Origin of the sequence: Lysinibacillus sp. BPa_S21, assembly GCF_023337795.1 — a bacterium.
Taxonomy (GTDB): domain Bacteria; phylum Bacillota; class Bacilli; order Bacillales_A; family Planococcaceae; genus Lysinibacillus.
Map to the genome: position 1 here is coordinate 315,124 of NZ_JALIRS010000002.1, position 22,431 is coordinate 337,554.

Sequence of the window (22,431 nt, forward strand, 5' to 3'; positions counted from 1 at the left end):
CGCCTTTCGTTATTTTTTATTACTAACAGAGTAATAATATTACTTTATTAAGAATTTTATTACCTATATAGTAAATTACTTTGTTCATAATGTCAATTACTAATTGCGTAATTTTATTTCTTGATTTATAATTTAAATAAGTTAAACGGAATAAAGGTAGGTGTACAAATGCACTTAAAGTCGAGGTTAAAAGTATTACTTGCAGAAAGAGATATGAGCCAAAAGGATTTAGCTGAACAAACAGGACTTACAACACGTTTGATCAGTGAAATTGCTAATAATAAAGTGAAGATGTATCCAAAGGATGCACTAGAGAAAATTATGGTCGCTTTGGATGTAAAGAATTTAGGTGAATTACTGCAGCGTATAGATGAAGATACAGATAACTAACTTGGTTGTCTGTTTTTTTTTATATGTACAAATTGGTTAAGATTACCTACAATAATGTTAACCAAAGGAAAATTCATTATGCGGAAATAAAGGAGGAGACTTTCATGAAAATAAAATATCCTTGGTATTGTAGCTGGTGGTTTATAATTCTTCTGCTACTTTTAGCTATTTCTACTTCAGGCTATACATTAAGTTTAGTTTTAGTCCCATTCATAATAAGACATTACGTTAAAAAGATACACACTTTAAAAGCAAGTACAGGAGAAATTGAAAACCTATCAACTGAAATATCGCGGCTCACAGGTGAACACGAGCTGTTGAAAAATAACATTGCCCAAGACACTGAATATTTTAAGCAACAAGAAGAAAAATACATAGATAGTCTAAGGCAACAATATCAGGCTGAAGCAGATAGCATTATCCAAAATGCAGAACAAAAAGCTGAAGCAATTATCTCTGATTCAACTAAAGGTCTTGAACAAACAATTCTTGATTTGCAAAAGTTCACTAATGAAAAAGAGGAACTGGGAGCCGACAACGTTAAACTTGCGAAAACAATTAAGACAAACGAAAACAAACTCATAAAATTAAAAGCCGAGTTTTTGGGTATTCAAAATTTAATTAATAATTTCCCGCAGGCAATTAATTTAGATGTATTGGATGAAGAAATAACTTCTTTATTAGAAAGCTACGATGACGATAGCTTACTACATAATCTAATTGATTTAGACTGCCATTCCCTGCACTCTAAAGAACTTCGCAAAGAAATGAATCGAGTAAAAAAAGAAATTAATAAATTACTAGAAGCTTACATTTCACGCTATACAACTAAGGCCAATAAAACAATTTATCAGCTGATGGTTATTGGTTTACAAGCTGAATTACAAAACATCATCTATACGCTTTCGTATGCGAAACATCAGGAAGCTATTGATAATGCGCATAGTCTGATTAAGAAGTATTTAGCTATTTGCGCTGAAGGCAACAGCAATATCTTACCAACAATTACACGCTTTTTAAATGAGCTGGAGCCTCTTTTCGTTGAAGCTATTGAAGTCGAGTATCACTACTACATTAAACGTGAGCAAGAAAAAGAAGAACAGCGTATCATTCGAGAGCAGATGCGTGAGGAAGCAGCTGAACGTAAAGCATTAGCCGAACAGCAAAAACGACTAGAAAAAGAAGAAGAAAAATATAATATTGAGATGAATCGTAATCGTGAACTTCTTTTAACCGAACAAAATCCTGACGTTATCGCTACTTTAGAAGCTCGCATTAGAGAACTAGAAGAACAACAAAATAAAGTGGCGATTGAAAAAGAGGAAATTTTAAAGCGTGCGAATGGTAAAGCTGGTTATGTCTACGTAATTTCTAACCTTGGCTCATTTGGAGACACTATGTATAAAATCGGCATGACTAGACGCATGAATCCAATGGAACGTGTCGATGAATTGGGAGACGCCTCTGTACCATTCAAATTTGATGTACACGCTATGATTTTCTCTGACGATGCAGTAGGACTAGAAAAAGATTTACACGAACGATTAAGCAATCAGCGTGTAAATAAAGTAAACTTGCGAAAAGAATTCTTTGAAACAACTATTGATGACTTAGAAGAATTAGTAACATCACTAGACCCAACTGTTGAATTCAGAAAAACATTAATTGCTCAAGAATATCATCGTAGCTTAGAGATTAAGGAAGAAATGAAAGCTAACCAAATAGCTTGATTTAGAATTGTTGAATATGCCCAGGTACTCAAAAATGGCCTGGGCATATTTTTATTTAGCAACACTACGTCGCTGGTCAATTGTAATATATAAACCTAATAGTCGATCTGTAGTCATTTGCTTATTTTGCAGATCCTTTAAGTGTGAAGCTTGAATAATACCATCCTTTACAGCTTGTGCGATAAAGTTTTCCGCCTCAGTTTTCATTGTTGGTGAACCTGGATTCCATTTTGTCATATCCATGTGCCTCCCCATTCAATGCTTAGCTTTTTAGCAATAGCTCCAATTCGATTCAGCGTTGTCAAATCATATAATGATTGTGGAGGGCCAACAGCGATGTCCCATGCTAGACGTGATTTATGATTACTGTTTAGTGTCCAAGTAACAATTTGCCCTGGTCGTGTTCTCCCTTGAGCATATAAGTAATTTTGTCGTTCTTGGCTCCGGTACGTTTCAGTGATGAAGATGTTCTTAATACCTGCCTTATAACACTCTTGGAATAGTAATCTACAAGCTGTTTGTGCAACTGGTAATAGTTCGGCTAAATCTCGACATGTAGTTGTTACGCTTGTACTCATTTAATTTCACCATCCTTTGGTTTGTCATAATCCATTGCTAGTCGACTATCTGAAACACCTTTTGTTGTTGGGTCGATAATAATACCAAGCAGACCTAAAATGCTCAGAATCGTTTCTGAAATAGCTGTAATTTGGTCGTTGTAAATCGTAATATCGACATTAAAAATGCCCGCTATTTGATTAGCGAGCACTAGTAGTAATGCAATTAATGACATCCAAAACTGTATGTGTTGTAAACGCGCTTTCCAATTAATCTTCATGTTGCACACTCTCCTTTTTATTCTTTTGAATACCTGCTACTTTTTCCAGCACAACAATTCGCACTTCATGATTATTGATACGCTTTGCAGAATCTTTTGAGGTTTCGTCTACCTCATTTAAATGTTGATTTAATCTATCTATGCCATTAGTTAAACTGAGTAGCGTTTTATTCAGATTGTTAGTAATGCGCCAAATGAATAAAAGACCTGCAATTAATGCTGATACAATCGGCATCCAATTATTAATTGTTTCCACCACTGTTCTCACCTTCATTTCCAATATAAAAGCCCTCCACAGATTATTGTGGAAGACCAACTTTATCTTCTAACTTCCCCACTAATTTGGGATAGCTCTTGTTTAATTTTCTGTATTAACGTAGGACGATTATTCTCGAATGTAGCTTCAATACTAAATCCACCAGTTTCGTGAATTTCCTTAATATCAGTAATACGAGCATCCATCGTAATGCCCCAAAAATTATTTTGAATAGTGGTAACATCACTATTGGTTAATATCTGTCCTTCTAGGTATTCTTCTTGTATCAGTTCATTTAAATTCTGCTGCCCAGGGACCTTCTGGGCACCAAATAACAAAATATACATTTATGTATAAAAATAAAAAGCCTTACAACCGTTGTGGCTGTAAGGCTTAAGTTAGCGTCCCAGGAGGGATTCGAACCCCCGACCGACGGCTTAGAAGGCTGTGGTTGTAGGTTTTCTAGTTTTTATACATTTATATAAAGCTTGCAATTACAGCATGTTTATCAATCTATCTATTTCCATTCCTCTTAATCTTTCTCTCTATTTATCTATTTTTATCTTTATTTGGGCACCTTGTGGGCACCAAACGATATATACATGAAACCTTTAATAAACCTAAAAGAGGCTGAGACAAAAAGAAAAAATGTTAGACCGAGATGCAAACGGCCTAACATTTTTTTGATTTAGGAAGGAATATTTAACTCAGTGAAGTGAAAAAGTTATTACCTATTTTCGCTATTTTTCAAAATAACCGAGTTCTGTCCCAGCCTCTTTCTTTATTAAAAGTATTTATCACGCCAAAGTTAATATTTTAATTATTCAGCATTGTCAGTACTATTAGCTATAGCACACGGATATACTACACAAGCATAAGGATTACCATTAGATGCAACGTAAATAGGTTTTCCAGGGACATAACTATTGCTATTAGAGAAGTCTTTTATTTTTTTCTCTATTGTTTTAAGACCCATAACAACCCATTCCTCAGGGGCTTTACCTGTTGTGTAAATTATTGAACCAGCAGTTAAAGCTCCAACAACAATGCCTTTAAAAAAGACAGAAATTTTATTTTCTCTCGGCTGAATTGTAATATTATTATCAATATCACCTTCTGGTAATTGATATACCACAAAATCAGCATCTGATGTTGCTTCATAAGTTACATATAAATTTTCTGTTTTTTCATTTTCCGAAGCTCCAGCAAAATTCACATCAACTATTTGAAATAGAAGTACAAAAATTAATGAAATACCCGTAAATTTCAAATAAACATTTTTCATTATTTCTCTCCTCCTTTTTTTGTAAATATATCATAATTTTGTAAATTTTTCAAATATTTTATTTATATTTATTTTTCAGAAAACTAAACAAGTAATTTACTCAACAAGGAAAGGAAGATCATTCCTACCACTACGCCACAAATAAAAATTATAAAGTTTTTAAATTTCATAAAACACTCCCCTTTTTAAATAATTATCCTTACAGCACCAATAATACCATATTTTACTACAAAAAAACTCAAAAAGATACTAATTTAACAAACTTGTTTTGCAGATTGACAGTCGTCTACCCCTCCAGTTTGTTCATTTCCTCTAGTTCCCACTCCGTTTAGCGCCTTTCATTTCGTGATATTGCTCCTCTTTTCATTCTAAAATTTTACTAAATCCTCCGGAAGCATCATCGCTGTACATTCTCCCAATAATTATACTATTGAATACATATTACCATGGTCTTTTATCATTAATCTCGCTCCCACTATTGAATCAGAACGTTTGTGTGTATATATTTTAGAACTAGCGTTTGTATTCAACAAGTTTGTAGCTTACCATTTATGGAAATGTAAGTACACACCAATAAGGTATTTGTTTTATATTATCATCTTCTCTAGCAATTGATGGAAATACTTAGATAAAAGTATTGATTTTTAATACTAGTACTAGTATAATTAAGGTATAGAAAGGAGGTGAACAGAATGGATTACGATAAGATTCTAGCTTACCTAGTAACTATCGCAACTATCGCAAACTTGGTAACAAGTTCAGCGAAAAACATAAGCGATATGAAAAGTAAGAAAAAACAAAAGCGACGCCCTCCCGCAAAGAAGAAACGTCGCAAATAAGCTGTAGAAGGAGGTTAGCGCCTCCTTCCCTATAATCTTATCACATCCATCTAATTATGAAAAACATTGGATATGTCGCTGCTTTAGCATTCGCCATTTATATTTTGACAGATATGGTTAATTGGAAAGAACCTAAGTTTTTTGATTACTTCATGATTATCACTTACTCACTTTGTTTAATCCTAGTGATATTAAATGTCGTAGTATATTTCAAAAGAAAGAGGGGTTAAATTTGGAAAAAAACTCACAGACAGAAGCAAATAAACGTTGGCAGGAAAAGAACAAAGAGCGTGCAAAATATATTAGCGCTCGATCTAGGGCACGCAGCTTTATCAAAAACCACGCTTTAGAGGAAGATTTAGATGAGTTTATGGAATTGATATTGGAGCGTAAACAAATGTTAAATGAAATGAAAATAGACCAAGATGGCGTGTAAGCTGTCTTGGTTTATTCTAAAATTAACAAATTATGTTTTATAAAGAATTGAAATATCAGATAAAACATATGTTAAACATATGGAAAAAAGTTGGAGTATATGATAAAATTAGAACAAGAGTTCGTATATATGTGTATATCTATAAAACTAATTTTTGAGAGTTATTCTCATCGAATTAGTTAAAATTGGTTTACATATATGTGCTATTGAGGTAACTTAATGATATTACATAGTTTGTATACATTGTATACAATCAAATCGTCCTTTAGAGAGGAGTAGTTATTATGGCAGGTATGAGACATTTAGCAGATCACATCATCGCTGTTGCTAACGAAAACAATTTACCTGTGACTAATCTACAAGTTCAAAAAATTATGTTTTTCGCATTAGGTTTTCACATTAGACGTACAGGCTATATTGATGAATTAGCTGAAACAACATATGATGTACCTTTTGAAAAATGGAGATACGGCCCTGTAGTGGAGTCTATTTATTACCGTTTAAATCACATGAAAGATAAAGATGTAACTGAACAAATCGCTGGTACTTATCATGAAGAATATCGAGCTTGGGACCAACTTATTAAAGGATTAATAAATATCGACGTTTTCGAATTGGTAAAACTTTCACACGATTTGCGTTCTTGGGCTGACTATGAAGAAGATATACTAGCAAAAAATTATGTTGCTTCCTATTCAATTGAAGAAATAGCTAAGGATTTCGAAAAATGACATTCAAAGAACAAGAAGAAATATTTTTAACAGTTTTCGAAGAATTAATTGAATCTTTTTCTACTTATAAAATAAATAATAATAAACATAGGCTATCTATAGGTGAGTTAGAATTGACTCTTAATGGTGAAATATCTGATCCAGAGATTTCAGCAACAGCTTCTTCTAGCGGTACAAACAATACCAACACTAAATTGGAATTGAAGTTTTCTTCATTTATGGCGAGTGTAGAAAGTACTGATTTCTATCGAGAAATAATACCTTACGATAAAATTACAGAATGTGTATTCGCCAAAACTCCTACGGAAATGTTAAATCCTCTTACAAGTGAATTAAGGACTAGAGGAGAAAAATATTTTGAAGAACATAATAAACGTGATTCATCTGAAGAAATAACCTTTTTAAAAATAATGAGACATATAGATTTAGCTCTTATCCAAAAAAATAGTTTTGCGAATATAAAGCTTAAAGATATGGATGAATTAGCTAAAGAATATAAATTATTAAGTGATAAGTATACTAAGCTAAAAAAAGAAGCAGATAAACAGTATAAAAATATGCTAACTCAATACATTTCAATATTGGGTATATTTGCAGCTATTTTAATGGGAGCATTTGGAGCTATCCAAAGTTTTACAAGTCTATTTGCTAATGCAAACGGATTATCTATTGGGAAATTACTCATTATCAGTTCTATAGGAGCTTCATCAGTAATATTAATATTATTCTTTTTGCTAAACGGAATTGCTAAACTTACTGACCGAAGTCTTTCAAGTACAGATAAAAAAGATGGAACTTGGTATGAAAAACACCCATCATTAGTAGTAATTCATGCAGTATTGGTTTTAATTGTACTAATAGGAGCATCTTTAGAACTAAGTAATGTACATTTACAGTTGGCGTGGCAAGGTTTCTGGTGGTTACTTCCACTCATTTGGTTAACATATATTATCGCTGCAATTTATAAAAGACATCCATTCTTTTTATTTATTTCGATTAAACAATGGCGTGTTAATAGTAGAAAAAAGAAAGAAGTTAAAGCTTCTAAGAGTGAACAAAAAAATAACCAGTAAAGTTAAATCCGACTTTACTGGTTATTTTATTTTCTTACAATGTTCGTTTAACTACAGAAATCAGTAATCCTAAAGCTTCACCATCAGTCATAGAACCTACTTTCTCGCTGTGGTCTACCTTTAAAATCCCTTTTTGATATGTCGTTTTTAACAATGTTTTTAAATCCTCTTTTGCTGTTGAAGTTAATGAGTTTGCCATCTTTGTTTCCTCCTTCTTATTCTGTTCAACTATTTTTATTGTATATCCAATATGCGCTGCCAGTACTTTTGCAACACCTTGGCAAATCGCTTCAAAATGTTTGTCCATCAACTCAATATCTTTTTTGCTTGTAACAAAGCCAAACTCAATTAAAATAGCTGGTTCATAAGTTCGTGCTAGTACGCCTAAATCTGTGCGTTTTTTAGCACCACGATTTTTCAATCCACTACCATTACAAATAGCATCTACTACTTTATGAGCGACAGTAACCTGGTCATAGTAAAGCACTTCGGCCCCTATACCTTGATTTGTTACAGATCCACTCGCATTAAGATGACCAGATACAATAAACCCATTATTATCTGCATTATGATGGGCAATTAAATTGTTAATATTTTGTGTTTGATTTTTTGAAATCTTATCCTCGTAATATGTTGCTGGCACACAATTAGCAATACAGATCTCATAAATACGTTTAATAAATTTACGAGCATATTGTACTTCATCAACAATACTTCGTGCTCCTGTTCCATCACCATAATGTCCTACATGGAATTCTAGTTTTTGAGGTTTTGCCATTACAGTTCACCTTCCTTTTTAGCTGCCTTTAAAAGATCAAATGTACCAGAAGCTGTTAACCCCGCAATAAATCCAGCCATCAGCATGACGTACACCGGATAATCTGCTAATGGCCAGAATGCAAAGCCAAGAAAAATACCAATCACAACTGAAGTGATTGGCATGTATTGAGTATTAATTTTGAATGTGTTTTTAAGTACCTCAGCTAATGCTAAAACAATAGCCACCATAACCATTGCAATCATAAAAATGTTTGTTAAATCCATTATTCATCATCCTTTTCATGTTTATAAGTATGCTTTTCCATTCGGTCCATACGACCTTCGAGTGACGTTAGACTTTTACTAATACCTTGCATTGCTGTAGCTTGCTCACCTTGTGCTGCTGTTAATGTTTCTAAATTTTTGATAAGTCGTTCTTCCCGTTTGTTTGAGTTCCAAAAAACATAAACGACTAAACAAATACACAGAATCGACCACACCACTTGTGAATTTGCTATCTGACTTGCTGCTGTTACCGTGGATACTGCATCCATGCCATCACCAATCCTTTGCCCTATAAAATTCGAAGCTGTAAGAAGCATCGAGAATCAGTACCACGTACCGTTGCCCATCTCGATTGCTCTCACAGCGCATAATAAAAGCCCTCCACATATGATGTGAAAGGGCACATAATAAAAATATTCTTTCAAATACTAGGTAACTTTTACTAAACAATAGATAACTATTGTTTTGAAACATATAAAAGTAAATCATTTCCTACATGAGTCAGCTGACAATGGGTTTTATTATCTCGCCGTTAAAAGCTTCCATAATACCTTGTCTCTGTAATTCAATTACAGAATGCTGGACTCTTTTATATTTTTCTTGATTGTTTATTCTTTTTTTAGAGCAGTATGCCTGAGTGAATTCACTATACCAATCTGAAGTTATTTTAGGACCAAAATGAATTGAACTTCCTAATTTTATAGTTGGCCAGTTTTGATAATCGGCAATAATTGCTAATGCTTGAGGAGTTAATTTTTCGATATAAGCAAGTGCATACTTATGTTGTTCAAATAATTCCTCAAACCTTTCTTTTTCAATTATATACTTTAATGTTGATGACAAGTATTCTGCTAATTCCTCGTCAGGCGGAGATTCGTCAAGTATTCTTAATATTTTATTGAAAAGAGTATTACCTTGTGGGTTTACTAAAAATTTTTGTAATTTGTTAATTGCATTTTCTTGGGATTCTACTTTATCAATATATTTGGATATTAGTATCATCTTCTTCGCTTCAGAAATGTCCTGATTAACTTCTTCATTCCAATTCAGAACTGTTGATATGACATCACCTAAAGGCCCAAATAGAGATAAACCCTTATCAATCACAGTTTTTTTTGTTCTTGAAGCCACTATATCTTTTTCAGTTTGCTCCGTTAACTGAATCTCTTCTATCTTCTTTTCTAAACTTTTCCCTTTCACTTCAAGGTAATCAGATGTATTTGTGGAAATAAAAACTAATTCCTCATTTCTTTTCATTCAACACACTCCTATTGGAACATTTCTATTAATTTAACATTTTATAATATTTTACACAATATATCACAATAATTTTCTTGCTATTTACCGCCTAACTTCCCCACTAATCTGACTCAACTCTTGCTTAATCTTTTGTATCAATGTCGGTCTATTATTACCAAATGTAGCTTCAATACTAAATCCACCTGTCTCATAAATCTCCTTAATATCAGTAATACGAGCATCCATTGTTATGCCCCAACTGATATTTTGAATAGTGGTAACATCACCAAGGTCATAATCCTTTTGATACTTAAAAGGGCTATTGGTTAATATCTGTCCTTCGAAGTATTCTTCTTGCATAAGTTCACCGAGCTTTTGTTGCCCACGATCAGTTAAAGCTTTAATGACTTGTTGCTCTGGTAATGGATTATCGTCATCGTCGGTTTCTGAAATATCACGAGCGTCGATAAATTCCTCATGTCGATTGATACCAGTTCCAATTCCAATGCCAGCAACTTCGATTACTGTTCTTTCTACACCTTCACCTTGTCCTGCCACTATTGCTACATTTTTATAATTGAGCTCGCTTTGTACATATTGTAATGATTTTAACGATTCAAATTGTGGACTGAAAATTACAGGTGGATTGATAGATTGTCCAGCAACTAAGTTACGGCCTTCCACAATATCGAATACCCATTTCTTATTTCTAATATCCAATATTACATCCCAACCTAATCCACTAGCTAATGATATAGTGGACATTTCTTCTGCAACATTTTTAAAGCGTGAAGAATAATGATCTATATGAATGCCACGCCGCTTGTCAGTTGCAATAACTAACTGTGGTATTTTACGTCTTTTATCAACCGGATTTACTAGATGATTGTTAATGTAGTGCTTCATCACTGTTTCAGAGCTTCCACTACGATTATCATAAGCCGTATGCTCTGGTGGCATTGTAATACGCTGTGCAATGATTGATTTAAGAGCATAACCTTTTATGAGCCAGTTTTCCGTTATCTTGCCGTTTTCATCAAGATCGATTTCTCGGTGCTTAATAATAAAAACCTTATTCAAGTCTGTTCCGACCAAAATAAGGTTACCTTTTAACAATGTATCTGCGTATTTTTTGTAACGGTTAATACGTAGTTCAATTCCACCAATGCCATGAAAGCTACGATTAAAAAACATAGATTCATAGTTGTCTATTTCACCTAATATGTCCATGCCTAGTGATAAAATGCGAATGGGCTTTTTCATGGTTATTCACCTACTTACTTAATATAAAAATACGCTACTCGTTTTGAGTAGCGCTTTCTGAACAATATGGAACAATTAAAATAATTATTTCCTTGTTCATTCTAAAATTCTTTGGATACCTTTTGGTTATTATAGATTACTAATAAAAAACTACTAATAATAGTAAATACCAATGAACAAATACCTCCAAATTGTATTATGGTAACTCCATCAAATCCTTCGTTTGATATATAAAAGGCAAGTAATAGATACCCAACAACTGCCCCAAGAAACCAACTCACCGGGTGTTTGAATTTTTCTCCAAATATTTTTTCTTCTTTATTCAATTTCTTTGTTAATTCCTTTTGCTTAACATTTTTAAGCTCAAAATACCTATATTTGTGCTTGTCTCTGGAAGCTAGAATAGTCGATTTATTCACCGCTCTTTCGATTTTCCAAGTATCCCCTTTTTCATCTGTAAAGAAAAAAGATACTTTTAAACACCATATATGAATTATTGTATATATAATTGAAGCAACTACTATACCTATAAATAATATTATAATAGGTAAGCCAAATAGAAAAATATAGTCGAAAGTTATTTTATCGGAGGCTGTTAAAATAAAACAATAAAATAAACCTATTAGAATACTTAACAAAGATAAATTCGACAAAAAAATACCCAGTCTCTTCGAAAGTGGTAAAAAAACTTTCTCTACTGATTGCATTGTAAAAGCGTCAATTCCAGCTTTAAAAAATAGAAATACTAGTAGATGTGGTGTTCTTCGTTGGAGATTTGCAGAAGAAAAAACGTAGGTTAGATGAACAAGAAGGCGAATTGGCGTCTTCAACTGTCCATAACATTTACAAAGCGTTTGCTAGTATTATGAACGTTGCTGTCCAGTGGGATCTGATTGAAGAAAGTCCGTGTAAAAATGTAAAGTTACCAAAACTGAAATATGAAGAAGGTACAGCATATAACGCTGAACAAGTTAAATTGTTGTTTGAACGATTAAACAGTCGTGAAACTGCCGAAAAAAGATTATTGGTTGAACTTGCTGTAGTAAGTGCCGCGCGCCAAGGTGAATTAGTGGCCATAGAAGAAAAACATTTAAATACTGAAAGTAATACTCTTTTAATAGAACAAGCTTTAGTTAATTTAACTGGAGAAGGAATTGTTGTAAAAGAGACAAAAGGAAAAAGAAAACGTGTAGTAACTATTCCAACGAACATAATGAATGATTTAGTTACTCTTGCTGCAGTTAAAAAATATCAACTAGAAGAGGCTGGCGATGAACGAGAATGGAATGAACATTTTTTTCTCTTCTCAAATGAATTCGGTAAACCCTATCGCCCTGATTCAATAAGTCAATGGTGGGACCGTTTTATGAAAAGAAATCCTGACTTACCTAGAATACGTTTCCATGATCTACGCCACACTTCAGCAACTTTATTAATTCATGCTGGAGAACACCCAAAGGTTATTCAATCAAGATTAGGTCATTCAAACATTACAACAACAATGAATACCTATGGACATCTTTTACAAGAAACGGACCAACGAGCTAGTTCTCATTTTGATAAACTTTTTGATGATAAAGAGTGATTTGGGCACCTTCTGGGCACCAAATAACAAAATATACATTTATGTATAAAAATAAAAAGCCTTACAACCGTTGTGGCTGTAAGGCTTAAGTTAGCGTCCCAGGAGGGATTCGAACCCCCGACCGACGGCTTAGAAGGCCGTTGCTCTATCCAGCTGAGCTACTGAGACATGATGTTATTTTTTATGTAATCCATATGAAGGACAATATTTATTATATGTGCTTTTTATCATAAAGTCAACATTAATTTTACTATGAAGGCAAGGTTTGCCTCATTATTATTATTATATGATTTCCTGTACCCCATTATGCCCTCTTTCGACTCTACTTTTGCTAATGAAAAGCAAAAAACTGAAGGAAGGAATATGTTGAATGACTTAGTAGTCGTCGTAACTGGTTGCACAAGGGATTGGCAATGGCATTAAACTTGAGTATGCACGAAATGGTGCCAATGTTGTTATTACCAATATAAATAAAGAATTAGGCAAAGCAAATAAAAAAATATTTACTCGCGCAAGGTTATTAGTTTTTTTGTTCAAACCGATGTTACGAAAGAACAGGACATCGTTTCTTTAAAAGTTGTTAATCATTTTGGTACTATTCATATTTTAATTAATAATGCGGGGAAATTTCAACATAAATCTTTTTATTTATCTAACTGCTGCTGGAGGGATATCGAAGAAAATGATGGATGAAAAATAGCCATCTTCACTCCTTTCAAAAAATTGTTCTTTCATATATGGAAATACCTAAGAGTATTCTACAGTAGAATGAAAAACTAAAGGGAGTGGATATACATTGTACCCAAATTCAACTGGATATTACGCTAGTCCTTTAAGTGCGTTATATAAAGATACTTCCACACAATATACTGCACCAGTTCGCCATTTTTTATTGCCGCAGCACGATCATCGTCGCTTTATCAGTAGAGCTGAAGCAGATTTTATGGCAATGAATCGTTTGTTATGGATGGAGCATGTCAATTGGACGAGAATGACGATTATTAGTATTGTCTTTGGCTTACCTGATTTGCCCTTTGTGCAGGAACGACTGTTACGGAATGCGACGGACTTAGGCAATTGTTTACGTCCATTTTACGGTGACCAAATTGCTGATCGTTATGCTGAGCTGATTAAAGAACATCTTCTTATTGCTGCGCAGTTAGTAACTGCAGCTGCCAAAGGAGATACAGCAACAGCGGATGCAAAGGAAAAGGAATGGTATCGTAACGCTGACGACATTGCCATATTTTTAAATCAAATAAATCCATACTTGAGTATGGAGGCAGTACAAAAAATGTTCTACACACATTTAGCTTTAACAAAACAAGAAGCCGTGACTATGATTCAGAAAAACTATCAAGAGGATGTTCAAGTTTTTGACGACATTGAGGCAGAGGCACTTGCAATGTCGGATATGATTGCAAGCGCCATTGTCATGCAATTTTATTATCTCTTTTATTAACGTAAATGAATCGGTTACTTCTGTTCCAAAATTGGCGAGAAAATTCTAGCCTGTTTCCTCTTCGAATAATGGGCAATAGGTTGAATGCCTTGTATAGATTCCTTCACAAATGGAGCTAGTGTATTGCTTTCAATGTTAATGTGGACTCGTTGTAGCTGCCATGGCAAATGATCTATATCAATGCGAAATAAAGAATTTTTCCATTTCGACCAAGAATGATAACGTTCCACTAACCATTTATCAAAGGTAGAACTAATTATTTCACCGGCAATCGGTTGATATGAAATTTTGAACCTTTCTGCCCGTGCACCGTGATATAAACTTGAAGACGAAAAATAGTTCTCTTTTTGCTTTATAGATATTTTAGAATAGCGATATGATAAACCGCCCTTTGTAGCTAGTTGTACTATAAAACGATTCGTTACATCTGAATTTATGAAATAGACTCCTTTCATGCCGTTATATGTAACATATGTCCGGACATTTAGCTGCAAATAGGAATCTACTCCAGGTAATGGTGGCAGACATCTTAGTCGTTGTCCTTTCACTTTAAAAAGGACAGCACTAAGCCAAGCGTTATTTTCATAGAGGTCCAGTTGTAACTCTTGCGGAATGTGCTGCTCTAAATCCTTCGGTGATACTGGCCAATGTAGAAACAACACATCCTGCCAAATTTGCGTCAAAATCCACGATTTACTCCACATAAAATAACTCCTTTCTGTAGTTAAATTCTTTCCTACAAAGGAGTTATTCAAACGAACATGACTATTTTTGTTCTGAATCTAACATTTCTTTTTCCACATATCGGTAATACAGATTGCGCAATTCCGATTCTTTATAATTGCCTAAATGACTTTTATATTGTGGATGCACCAACATACCATGATCTCGAAGTTGCTTCACAAACCAACCTTTTGAATACTTATGCATTGTACACATTCTCCTTCTCTAATCTTCATACATAGCGTATGCTCAGGAATTTGTGTAGTGACAATTTTTCAAAATAAAAAAACGAAGAAATTATCCTTCGTTTTCATACTGTTAAATAATCAAAATGGGTCTAGGTAATTTTGGTGAATGTTATTCCTTTAATAAGAGTGATTTCCGTTCCAGGCTACTCGCTTTCCTGTGGGCGAGCGTCGAGCCGCTTCCTACGCTTACGCTGCGTGCAGGGTCTCGCCTGTCTCGCTTTCCCACGGGAGTCGAGTAGCCTTCCACTCCAATCAGCAATACTGTAGAACTTTTATAAACTTTATACATTTCAAAAGTGAACCCTATTACTTCTCTCCATAATCAACAGAAAAGACTTATTACGCAATTGTACACCTGTTAATTCTAACGCTTTGCTCCCGCATATAAATTGCTGCCACTACGTTAGAACTACCTTTCGCACAAAAACCTCTATTCCAAAATTCCTTCTTTTATTGCCATAAATTAGAGAATGTCCTATGCACGCTATGTGAAATGGTTGATTGTAGTGGGAGACTGAGCGACTCCTTGGGGATTAGCGTCACAGATAAGACCCTGCAGCGAGCAACGCGAGTGAAGCGGGAGGGGGACGAAGGCTAAAGGCATCACGTCCTGTGATAACGCCTTCGTGACCAACATCGTGCTGTTGCTGTCGCTGCGCTTTCGCACAAGCAAAACCCTCTGCTGCCGCTGCGTTAACACTACGCTTTCGCGCAAAAGACATCTGTTGCCCCGACGCCCCCAGGAAGCTCTGCTCTGCGCGAAAGCGAAGCGTCAGCGGCAATGTTTTATCTGTGCGAAAGCGAAGCGACAGCAACAAAGCGCTCAGTCGGAACGGGAATCAACCCTTCATTTTTGCCGAAGGGCTATACTAGCGCATTAATTTCATTGACACAATAATTTCCAACTTATGTGCCACAAAACGTTCGATATGGTTGGTTAGATGGTGTTGGCAATGTTGCATATTCCTGCTGCTCCTTACAATGTGCAAAAGGTTGCGCAAGAGCTTCTAATAATCGCTCCATTACGCTATAGTCTCCGTGTTCAACTGCTGCCTCTAATGCTTCTTCTACCCGATGATTCCGTGGAATAATAGCTGGATTATGGTCACGCATCAATTGTTGGGACATATCTTTTGTTTCCTGCTGTCTTTCTAATCTTGCAAGCCAATTCTTATGCCATTCTTTAAATTCATTTGTACTAAAGAACGTTGAGTCTTCAAATTTATTGAATGTTAATGCGATAAAAGTATTCGTGTAGTCTGCTTGATGTTGCTGCATTAACTGTAGCAGTTCTTCAATGAGTTCCCCGTCCTGCTCTTCTGCGTTAAATAGCCCAAGCTTTGCTCGCATACCTTCTAGCCAGTTTGCATAATACAGCTGAGGATATTGCTTTAGAGTCTCTTGAGCTATGTGGATAGCCTCTTCTTGATCTTCATGGATTAACGGTATTAATGATTCAGCAAATCGCGTTAAATTCCATCCTCCGATATTAGGTTGGTTGCCAAATGCATAACGGCCTTGTCGATCAATCGAGCTAAACACAGTCGCTGGATCATAAGTATCCATGAAAGCGCAAGGACCATAATCAATCGTCTCACCGCTAATCGTCATATTATCTGTGTTCATGACTCCATGAATAAAACCAACTAGCTGCCATTTTGCAATGAGAGATGCTTGTTTCTTTATCACTTCCTGTAGTAGGGTTACATAACGATTTTGTGCTTCATCAACATTAGTAAAATGACGTTCAAAAGCATAATCCGCCAATGCTTTTAGCTCCTCATCTGATCCAAAGTTCGCTGCATACTGAAAAGTTCCTACTCGTAAATGACTGCTTGCAATACGTGTTAACACTGCACCAGGGAGCTCTGTTTCACGAAGGATCGTTTCGCCTGTAGTCACTACAGCTAAACTTCGTGTAGTTGGAATGCCAAGTGCGTACATAGCTTCGCTAATAATATATTCACGTAGCATTGGACTAAGTGTTGCTCTGCCATCTCCGCCGCGAGAATACGGCGTTCTTCCTGAGCCTTTAAGCGCGATGTCAAAACGTTCATGATTTGGTGTTAGTTGTTCACCTAACAATAATGCTCTGCCGTCTCCTAGCATATTAAAATGACCAAATTGATGCCCTGCATAAGCTTGTGCAATGGGTTTACCACCAGTTGGGGTGTTGTTTCCCGCAAAAATTGCTACCGCTTCCTCGCTTTTCAGAGCATTACTGTTTAATCCAAGTGACTTTGCAACTGATTCATTTAATATGATTAACTTTGGCGAACGAACTGGGTTTAACTGAATTGATGTGTAAAAAATGTTTGGTAGGTGGGTATAGCTATTATCAAAATTCCATCCTATTGTATGTTCCATGTTTTCTCCTTTGTAACGTTTATATTTATTTTTTCTCCTTCATCCTAAACAATTCATAGCCATTTTTACCATTTACTCTTCACCGATTACGCTAGAAAAACAAAAAACGCTTAGAGTTTTTAAAACTTAAGCGTTTTTGTTTTATCATTTTCGCATAAACTTATGGGTTGAAATAGGGCTATTATCATCCGTAAAGAACTTAACTTCAAAATACGTGTCTTTAGTCTCTACAAGGGCAAAGCTTTTTTCTATACGACCACGCGGTTTTAATAAGCTTCCCGGATTTAAAAATAACACATCATCAATCATTTCGGCCCCAAGAATATGAGAGTGACCAAAGCAAGCAATTTGTGCGTTTACCTCTTTGGCGCGATAGGATAATGACAAGATCGAGGTTTTCACATTGAATAAATGACCATGTGTTACAAAGACTGTGATGTCCGCTAAATCGAATACCTCTTCATTCGGAAAAGCTTTATCGATATCACAATTTCCTCGAACTTTCTTCATACCATCCAATGCTTTATGGGAGAAAGGAAGCTCACTATCTCCACAATGAATGAAAGCATCAGCATTAGGGTAAAAGCTACGAACTTTTTCAATCACATTACTATCGCCATGTGTATCACTCATGACCAGTATTTGCATGGATATCACCTCTTATTTTATAAGATTAGGTAATTGTTCCTTCAACTTACGAATAGCATTCCCGCGGTGGGAAATTGCCCCCTTTTCATCGGCTGTTAGCTCTGCCATCATACGGTTTAAGCTTGGGACAAAGAAGATTGGATCATACCCAAATCCGTTTGTACCACGTTTTTCGTGAGCAATAACACCTTCACAAGTACCAAAAACTGTTGTCGTTTCAAAATCAGGCCCTGCAATTGCAATGCAACAGCAGAAGCGTGCTGTACGCTTTTCATCCTCGACATTTTTCAGGTTTTCTAATAACTTCACCATGTTTGCTTCATCATCATGGTCACCAGCATAGCGTGCGGAATAAACACCAGGTTCACCATTTAATGCATCAACAGCTAAGCCACTATCATCAGCAATAACAATTGTGTTTAACTCTTTTGCCAAGGCCTCTGCCTTTAAGATTGCATTTTCCTTAAAAGTAGTGCCTGTTTCTTCTATTTCCATCTCTGGGGCAACATCAAACATCGTGACTACTTCATAGCCAAGTGGACCAAATAACGCTTCGAAATCTTTTGCTTTTCCTTTATTTTTCGTTGCAATGACTACTTGTTTCATGTTATTCATTTCCTCCCACTTTGTTAGCCAATTCACCTAGTGCCTCTTTTTGAAGGGCAATCAATTGTTGAATGCCTTCTTCACCTAAGCCCAGTAGTTCATTTAACTCTTCACGAGAAAAGGTTGCTTCTTCACCTGTCCCTTGCAGCTCAACAAATCGTCCTGCGCCTGTCATGACGATATTCATATCTACAGCAGCAGCGACATCTTCAACATAGTTTAAGTCTAAAATTGCCCCGTGATCCTCAACAATACCAACACTCGTTGCAGCTAAATAGTCTGTCACCGGGAATTTTGCTAATTGCTTCTCTTCTGCAAGCTTAGCAATTGCCTGTGTCATCGCAACAAACGCTCCTGTAATGGAAGCTGTACGTGTCCCTCCGTCTGCTTGAATGACGTCGCAGTCAATCCACACAGTACGCTCACCAAGAGCTTCTAAATCAACGACAGCACGTAATGCACGACCGATTAATCGTTGGATTTCCATTGTGCGGCCATTGACTTTGCCACGAGAAGATTCACGTGCTGTACGCTGTGCTGTTGCACGAGGTAACATTGAATATTCTGCTGTAATCCATCCTTTGCCTTGTCCACGTAAAAAACCAGGAACCTTATCCTCAATCGTTGCTGTGCAAATTACTTTTGTATTGCCTACTTGAATTAATACTGAGCCTTCGGGGTGCAATAGATACTCACTATCTATTTTCACAGGACGCAGTGCATCTATATTTCTTCCATCAAATCTTGTCATATTTTTCGTTCCTCCTAAAATCTTTCGCGCACTCATCTTAACATAATTTTCACCTTCAAAAAAGTGCTCGGTCCCTTATGTACAATGCTCAAAAAGGCAAAAATCAGCCTAGCCCCTAGCTAAGCTGATTTTTTATTTTAATGTAATACGTTTTATTTGGAGAGTACCTTGCTCAAGCCAATTTTCAGCAATTGAACGGAAAATTGGAACAGAACCAGTTGCATAAAATTTATGAGCAGGCACAGCATCTGGGTCAGCTAAAGTGCCATTATACGCAAGCATTTCTTGAACATCCTTTGCTGTTTCCTCTGCGGAAGATAATACAAAAACTTCTTCTCCTACAACACCTTCAATTTGTTTTTGTAAAATTGGATAGTGCGTACACCCTAGTATAACCGTATCAAATTGTTCATTTTTCAACGGCTTTAAGCCTTCCGCAATTAATTTATTTGCAAATTCACCTTTATATTCACCACTCTCTACAAGTGGTACAAATGTTGGACAAGCCAACGGAATTATATGAGTTGACGTATTTAGTGATAGTAAGGCTTCCTCATACGCCCCACTTTTAATTGTTCCTTCTGTTGCAAGCACAACGACTTCATGTCGCTTCGTTTTCTTTACAGCTGCACGTGCGCCAGCATTAATAACGCCTAGTACCGGAAAAGGCATATTTCTTTGTAAACTTTCGAGTGCTACTGCAGTCGCTGTATTACAAGCAATGACGAGCATTTTGATATTCATTTTTTCTAGTGCTTTTGCCATTTGCCAAGTGAAATTTCGTACTTCTTGACGACTTCTGGGACCATACGGACATCTTGCTGTATCACCAATATAATAAATCGTTTCGTTTGGTAATAGCTTCATAATTTCTTTTGCTACGGTTAAACCGCCTACTCCTGAATCAATAACGCCTATCGGGGCATTCATACTTTCCGCCTCAATCCTGTTTCATGTGTACATGTAGTTTTTCTAAATAGCTTGATAATTGCGCGACTTCTTGTTCGTTAAAACCAACAAGCTTCTCTTGCAAATATTGCTGTCTTTTTTCAATAACCTCTTGAATAATACGTTCGCCCTTTTCGAGAAGATGAACAACAACGACACGGCGATCATTTTCGTCACGTACTCGCTTGACTAGTTCATTTTTCTCCATTCGATCCACTAAATCTGTTGTTGTACTAAAAGCTAAGTATAATCGATTTGACAGGTCGCCAATTGTTATATCTCCAAGCTCTTCTAACCACTGTAATGCAACAAATTGTGGCGGCGTAATTGCATATTGTGAAACAATCTCTCTTCCCTTTTGCTTCACAATCGCCGCTATATAGCGTAATTCCTTTTCAACCGTTGCAACGGTTTCAGGTGAGTGTTTTGTTACTTCATCCGACATATAACTATTTCACTCCTAAAAATACGTTGAATAGTTCTATTTTGTCGTTTTTTTTCTGAAATAGCAAGTGTCCATTTAGTCTAATTTAAATTCTTCTAAGCGTAACAGCTCAATTAACGCCTGAGATCGATTCGTTACACCTAACTTTTGAATTGTATTGGAAATGTGATTTCGCACTGTTTTTTCACTAATACCAAGTTGCTCTGCAATATCCCTCGTTGTTTTTTCAGCTAATAAAAGCGCAAATATTTCACGTTCTCGGTTTGTTAATAGAGAACGATGATGAGAGCCATTCATTTTCAGTTACACCCTCCTCCCCCGCACGTATTGTAACTTATGTTAAGGAATGAGGAGCGGTGACGGCTATTTTCATGAATATCTCTTGTTTCCTAAAAAAATTACAACTTCCACTATTAATTGGATTTTATGTAAAAGTGGATCTAACAAGCGGTTGATTCCATTCCAACTGTCCGCTTTGTAGCTGACGCTTCGCTTTCGCTACAGAAAACATTTGTTTGTGCGAAAGCGCAGCGACAGCAGGATGTTGGTCACGAAGGCGTTATCACAGGACGTGATGCTCTTAGCCTTCGTTCCTCTTCCCGCTTCCCTTTCCTTTGCTCCATGGCCACATCTGTGACATTGGAGCGAAGCGGTAGCCAGTCTCCATACTATACGAACGCCAATCTTGCTAACTGCGTTTTTGCTTCTTCAGATATAGGTACACTCTTTCCAGTTCGAGGGTCCATTTGCACTACTGTCCCACGACCCGTAAAGCAAACCTCATCATGCTGATTTTTCGCTAAATAATGAATATCCATTGACGAGTTCCCCACTGTCGCTACCTTTGTATAAATTTTTAGCACATCATCAAAGAATACCTGCTTCACGTAATCACACTGTAAGTCGGCAACAATCGGAATCCCCTCTACATGTTCATCAATTGCTGATGGCATTAGAACACCGAGATGATGAAAATAATCGATTCGTGCCTGTTCAAAATATGTAAAGCTAACTGTATTGTTCATATGACCGTACATATCCGTTTCTGAAAAACGTACACGGACCTCTATAAAAAATTCAAAATCCTTTGCCCATTCCTGAAAATCTCCGATATAATTTGCTTTCATCTTAGCCATCCCCCTGATTATTCGCTTTTTCCAAAAACAAAAAAATGGAATTAGCAGTCATAAATGAATATACATTCATTATAAAGGAAAACGCTATATTATCATAGAAAATTCACTTTTTTACTCTTTAAAACTTCTTTTCTATCGATTTAAAGGTAATCCCTGTCATGTTCTTACGTAATCAAGTCTATTTGTTTTAAAGTCATCATATTTAGTTTATTACACTTCCTTGAAAATGCTCCTATCCGAACCCCCAATAATGCGAAACATTAAACAAGCGAGTAGAATCAATCAGGTATTTACGAGCAGTTATTCTACAATATTATTTAATATTTTTCATAGAAAAAAACCCCCTCACACATTAAGTGTAAGGGAGTTGGGAGTAAAGCTTGTACTA

The 22,431-nt window shown here is 35.8% G+C and carries 31 protein-coding genes and 1 tRNA gene; 8 read left to right on the forward strand and 24 right to left on the reverse strand.

The features are described 5' to 3' along the window. Positions 1–168 precede the first annotated feature (168 nt). Both MOK21_RS04770 and MOK21_RS04775 read left to right on the forward strand, forming a co-directional pair. Complete coding sequence (locus MOK21_RS04770) at positions 169–390, forward strand: helix-turn-helix domain-containing protein (RefSeq protein ID WP_249072823.1); 222 nt, start codon at positions 169–171, stop codon at positions 388–390. Between the two features lie 104 nt (positions 391–494). Then, positions 495–2,120 (forward strand): GIY-YIG nuclease family protein, encoded by a 1,626-nt coding sequence (locus tag MOK21_RS04775; protein WP_249072824.1) that lies wholly within the window; start codon positions 495–497, stop codon positions 2,118–2,120. A 51-nt stretch (positions 2,121–2,171) separates the two neighbouring features. Here MOK21_RS04775 and MOK21_RS04780 read toward each other — a convergent pair whose 3' ends face one another. The 6 genes from MOK21_RS04780 to MOK21_RS04805 all read right to left on the reverse strand — a co-directional run bounded on the left by MOK21_RS04780 (position 2,172) and on the right by MOK21_RS04805 (position 4,499). Then, positions 2,172–2,357 (reverse strand): hypothetical protein, encoded by a 186-nt coding sequence (locus MOK21_RS04780; RefSeq protein ID WP_249072825.1) that lies wholly within the window; start codon positions 2,355–2,357, stop codon positions 2,172–2,174. Then, entirely contained in the window at positions 2,354–2,698 is a 345-nt protein-coding gene (locus MOK21_RS04785) for a M15 family metallopeptidase (protein WP_249072826.1), read from the reverse strand. The genes MOK21_RS04780 and MOK21_RS04785 overlap by 4 nt, the downstream gene beginning before the upstream one ends. Continuing rightward, on the reverse strand, positions 2,695–2,958 hold the full coding sequence (locus MOK21_RS04790) for a phage holin (RefSeq protein WP_249072827.1): 264 nt from the start codon (positions 2,956–2,958) through the stop codon (positions 2,695–2,697). Before MOK21_RS04790 ends, MOK21_RS04785 begins: the two co-directional genes overlap by 4 nt. Next, positions 2,948–3,232, reverse strand: a complete 285-nt coding sequence (locus MOK21_RS04795; protein WP_249072828.1) for a hypothetical protein — start codon at positions 3,230–3,232, stop codon at positions 2,948–2,950. The genes MOK21_RS04790 and MOK21_RS04795 overlap by 11 nt, the downstream gene beginning before the upstream one ends. 44 nt (positions 3,233–3,276) lie before the next feature. Then, positions 3,277–3,420, reverse strand: coding sequence for a siphovirus ReqiPepy6 Gp37-like family protein (locus MOK21_RS24055; protein ID WP_249072829.1), 144 nt, complete (start codon positions 3,418–3,420; stop codon positions 3,277–3,279). Between the two features lie 614 nt (positions 3,421–4,034). Next, positions 4,035–4,499: a hypothetical protein gene (locus tag MOK21_RS04805; RefSeq protein ID WP_249072830.1), complete on the reverse strand. Its 465-nt coding sequence runs from the start codon at positions 4,497–4,499 to the stop codon at positions 4,035–4,037. 692 nt (positions 4,500–5,191) lie between these two features. On the opposite strand from MOK21_RS04805, the gene MOK21_RS04810 reads away from it, so the two are divergent. The 4 genes from MOK21_RS04810 to MOK21_RS04825 all read left to right on the forward strand — a co-directional run bounded on the left by MOK21_RS04810 (position 5,192) and on the right by MOK21_RS04825 (position 7,578). Beyond that, positions 5,192–5,338, forward strand: a complete 147-nt coding sequence (locus tag MOK21_RS04810) for a hypothetical protein (RefSeq protein WP_249072831.1) — start codon at positions 5,192–5,194, stop codon at positions 5,336–5,338. A 232-nt stretch (positions 5,339–5,570) separates the two neighbouring features. Further along, positions 5,571–5,774, forward strand: coding sequence for a hypothetical protein (locus MOK21_RS04815; protein ID WP_249072832.1), 204 nt, complete (start codon positions 5,571–5,573; stop codon positions 5,772–5,774). Between the two features lie 284 nt (positions 5,775–6,058). After that, positions 6,059–6,505: a Panacea domain-containing protein gene (locus MOK21_RS04820; RefSeq protein WP_249072833.1), complete on the forward strand. Its 447-nt coding sequence runs from the start codon at positions 6,059–6,061 to the stop codon at positions 6,503–6,505. Beyond that, entirely contained in the window at positions 6,502–7,578 is a 1,077-nt protein-coding gene (locus MOK21_RS04825) for an MFS transporter (protein ID WP_249072834.1), read from the forward strand. Before MOK21_RS04820 ends, MOK21_RS04825 begins: the two co-directional genes overlap by 4 nt. Positions 7,579–7,612: 34 nt before the next feature. On the opposite strand, the gene MOK21_RS04830 is transcribed toward MOK21_RS04825, so the two are convergent. From MOK21_RS04830 to MOK21_RS04855, 6 genes are all read right to left on the reverse strand, one after another. Further along, a complete protein-coding gene (locus tag MOK21_RS04830; RefSeq protein ID WP_249072835.1) occupies positions 7,613–8,356 on the reverse strand; it encodes an N-acetylmuramoyl-L-alanine amidase in 744 nt (247 codons plus the stop codon). Next, complete coding sequence (locus MOK21_RS04835) at positions 8,356–8,622, reverse strand: holin (protein ID WP_249072836.1); 267 nt, start codon at positions 8,620–8,622, stop codon at positions 8,356–8,358. Before MOK21_RS04835 ends, MOK21_RS04830 begins: the two co-directional genes overlap by 1 nt. Next, positions 8,622–8,891, reverse strand: coding sequence for a hypothetical protein (locus MOK21_RS04840; protein ID WP_249072837.1), 270 nt, complete (start codon positions 8,889–8,891; stop codon positions 8,622–8,624). Before MOK21_RS04840 ends, MOK21_RS04835 begins: the two co-directional genes overlap by 1 nt. Positions 8,892–9,123: 232 nt before the next feature. Continuing rightward, positions 9,124–9,879, reverse strand: coding sequence for a hypothetical protein (locus MOK21_RS04845; protein WP_249072838.1), 756 nt, complete (start codon positions 9,877–9,879; stop codon positions 9,124–9,126). Between the two features lie 84 nt (positions 9,880–9,963). Next, positions 9,964–11,124 carry a siphovirus ReqiPepy6 Gp37-like family protein gene (locus MOK21_RS04850; RefSeq protein WP_249072839.1) on the reverse strand — a complete coding sequence of 387 codons (1,161 nt, stop codon included), beginning with the start codon at positions 11,122–11,124 and terminating at the stop codon, positions 9,964–9,966. 101 nt (positions 11,125–11,225) lie between these two features. Continuing rightward, on the reverse strand, positions 11,226–11,831 hold the full coding sequence (locus tag MOK21_RS04855; protein ID WP_249072840.1) for a hypothetical protein: 606 nt from the start codon (positions 11,829–11,831) through the stop codon (positions 11,226–11,228). A 68-nt stretch (positions 11,832–11,899) separates the two neighbouring features. On the opposite strand from MOK21_RS04855, the gene MOK21_RS04860 reads away from it, so the two are divergent. Continuing rightward, complete coding sequence (locus MOK21_RS04860; RefSeq protein WP_249072841.1) at positions 11,900–12,709, forward strand: tyrosine-type recombinase/integrase; 810 nt, start codon at positions 11,900–11,902, stop codon at positions 12,707–12,709. Positions 12,710–12,803: 94 nt separating this feature from the next. Here MOK21_RS04860 and MOK21_RS04865 read toward each other — a convergent pair. Then, positions 12,804–12,877: transfer RNA gene (locus tag MOK21_RS04865), tRNA-Arg, on the reverse strand. A gap of 628 nt (positions 12,878–13,505) precedes the next feature. Between MOK21_RS04865 and MOK21_RS04870 the strand changes: the two genes are divergently transcribed. Beyond that, positions 13,506–14,171, forward strand: a complete 666-nt coding sequence (locus MOK21_RS04870; protein ID WP_249072842.1) for a hypothetical protein — start codon at positions 13,506–13,508, stop codon at positions 14,169–14,171. Between the two features lie 14 nt (positions 14,172–14,185). Here MOK21_RS04870 and MOK21_RS04875 read toward each other — a convergent pair whose 3' ends face one another. The 11 genes from MOK21_RS04875 to MOK21_RS04925 all read right to left on the reverse strand — a co-directional run bounded on the left by MOK21_RS04875 (position 14,186) and on the right by MOK21_RS04925 (position 22,034). Then, positions 14,186–14,875, reverse strand: a complete 690-nt coding sequence (locus MOK21_RS04875; RefSeq protein ID WP_249072843.1) for a YqjF family protein — start codon at positions 14,873–14,875, stop codon at positions 14,186–14,188. Between the two features lie 61 nt (positions 14,876–14,936). Further along, positions 14,937–15,101, reverse strand: a complete 165-nt coding sequence (locus MOK21_RS04880; RefSeq protein ID WP_249072844.1) for a DUF2639 domain-containing protein — start codon at positions 15,099–15,101, stop codon at positions 14,937–14,939. A 580-nt stretch (positions 15,102–15,681) separates the two neighbouring features. Then, positions 15,682–15,864: a hypothetical protein gene (locus MOK21_RS04885; RefSeq protein WP_249072845.1), complete on the reverse strand. Its 183-nt coding sequence runs from the start codon at positions 15,862–15,864 to the stop codon at positions 15,682–15,684. A 184-nt stretch (positions 15,865–16,048) separates the two neighbouring features. After that, complete coding sequence (locus MOK21_RS04890) at positions 16,049–17,509, reverse strand: protein adenylyltransferase SelO (protein WP_249072846.1); 1,461 nt, start codon at positions 17,507–17,509, stop codon at positions 16,049–16,051. A gap of 144 nt (positions 17,510–17,653) precedes the next feature. Next, on the reverse strand, positions 17,654–18,157 hold the full coding sequence (locus tag MOK21_RS04895; RefSeq protein ID WP_249072847.1) for a metallophosphoesterase: 504 nt from the start codon (positions 18,155–18,157) through the stop codon (positions 17,654–17,656). 12 nt (positions 18,158–18,169) lie between these two features. Next, positions 18,170–18,763: an XTP/dITP diphosphatase gene (locus tag MOK21_RS04900; protein ID WP_249072848.1), complete on the reverse strand. Its 594-nt coding sequence runs from the start codon at positions 18,761–18,763 to the stop codon at positions 18,170–18,172. A gap of 1 nt (position 18,764) precedes the next feature. Then, a complete protein-coding gene (gene rph, locus MOK21_RS04905) occupies positions 18,765–19,514 on the reverse strand; it encodes a ribonuclease PH (RefSeq protein WP_249072849.1) in 750 nt (249 codons plus the stop codon). 132 nt (positions 19,515–19,646) lie between these two features. Continuing rightward, entirely contained in the window at positions 19,647–20,444 is a 798-nt protein-coding gene (gene racE, locus MOK21_RS04910) for a glutamate racemase (RefSeq protein ID WP_249072850.1), read from the reverse strand. A 10-nt stretch (positions 20,445–20,454) separates the two neighbouring features. Next, positions 20,455–20,907, reverse strand: coding sequence for a MarR family winged helix-turn-helix transcriptional regulator (locus MOK21_RS04915; RefSeq protein ID WP_053484913.1), 453 nt, complete (start codon positions 20,905–20,907; stop codon positions 20,455–20,457). A gap of 75 nt (positions 20,908–20,982) precedes the next feature. Then, complete coding sequence (locus tag MOK21_RS04920; protein ID WP_004226437.1) at positions 20,983–21,204, reverse strand: helix-turn-helix domain-containing protein; 222 nt, start codon at positions 21,202–21,204, stop codon at positions 20,983–20,985. Between the two features lie 371 nt (positions 21,205–21,575). Then, positions 21,576–22,034, reverse strand: coding sequence for an acyl-CoA thioesterase (locus tag MOK21_RS04925; protein ID WP_249072851.1), 459 nt, complete (start codon positions 22,032–22,034; stop codon positions 21,576–21,578). Positions 22,035–22,431 lie beyond the last annotated feature (397 nt).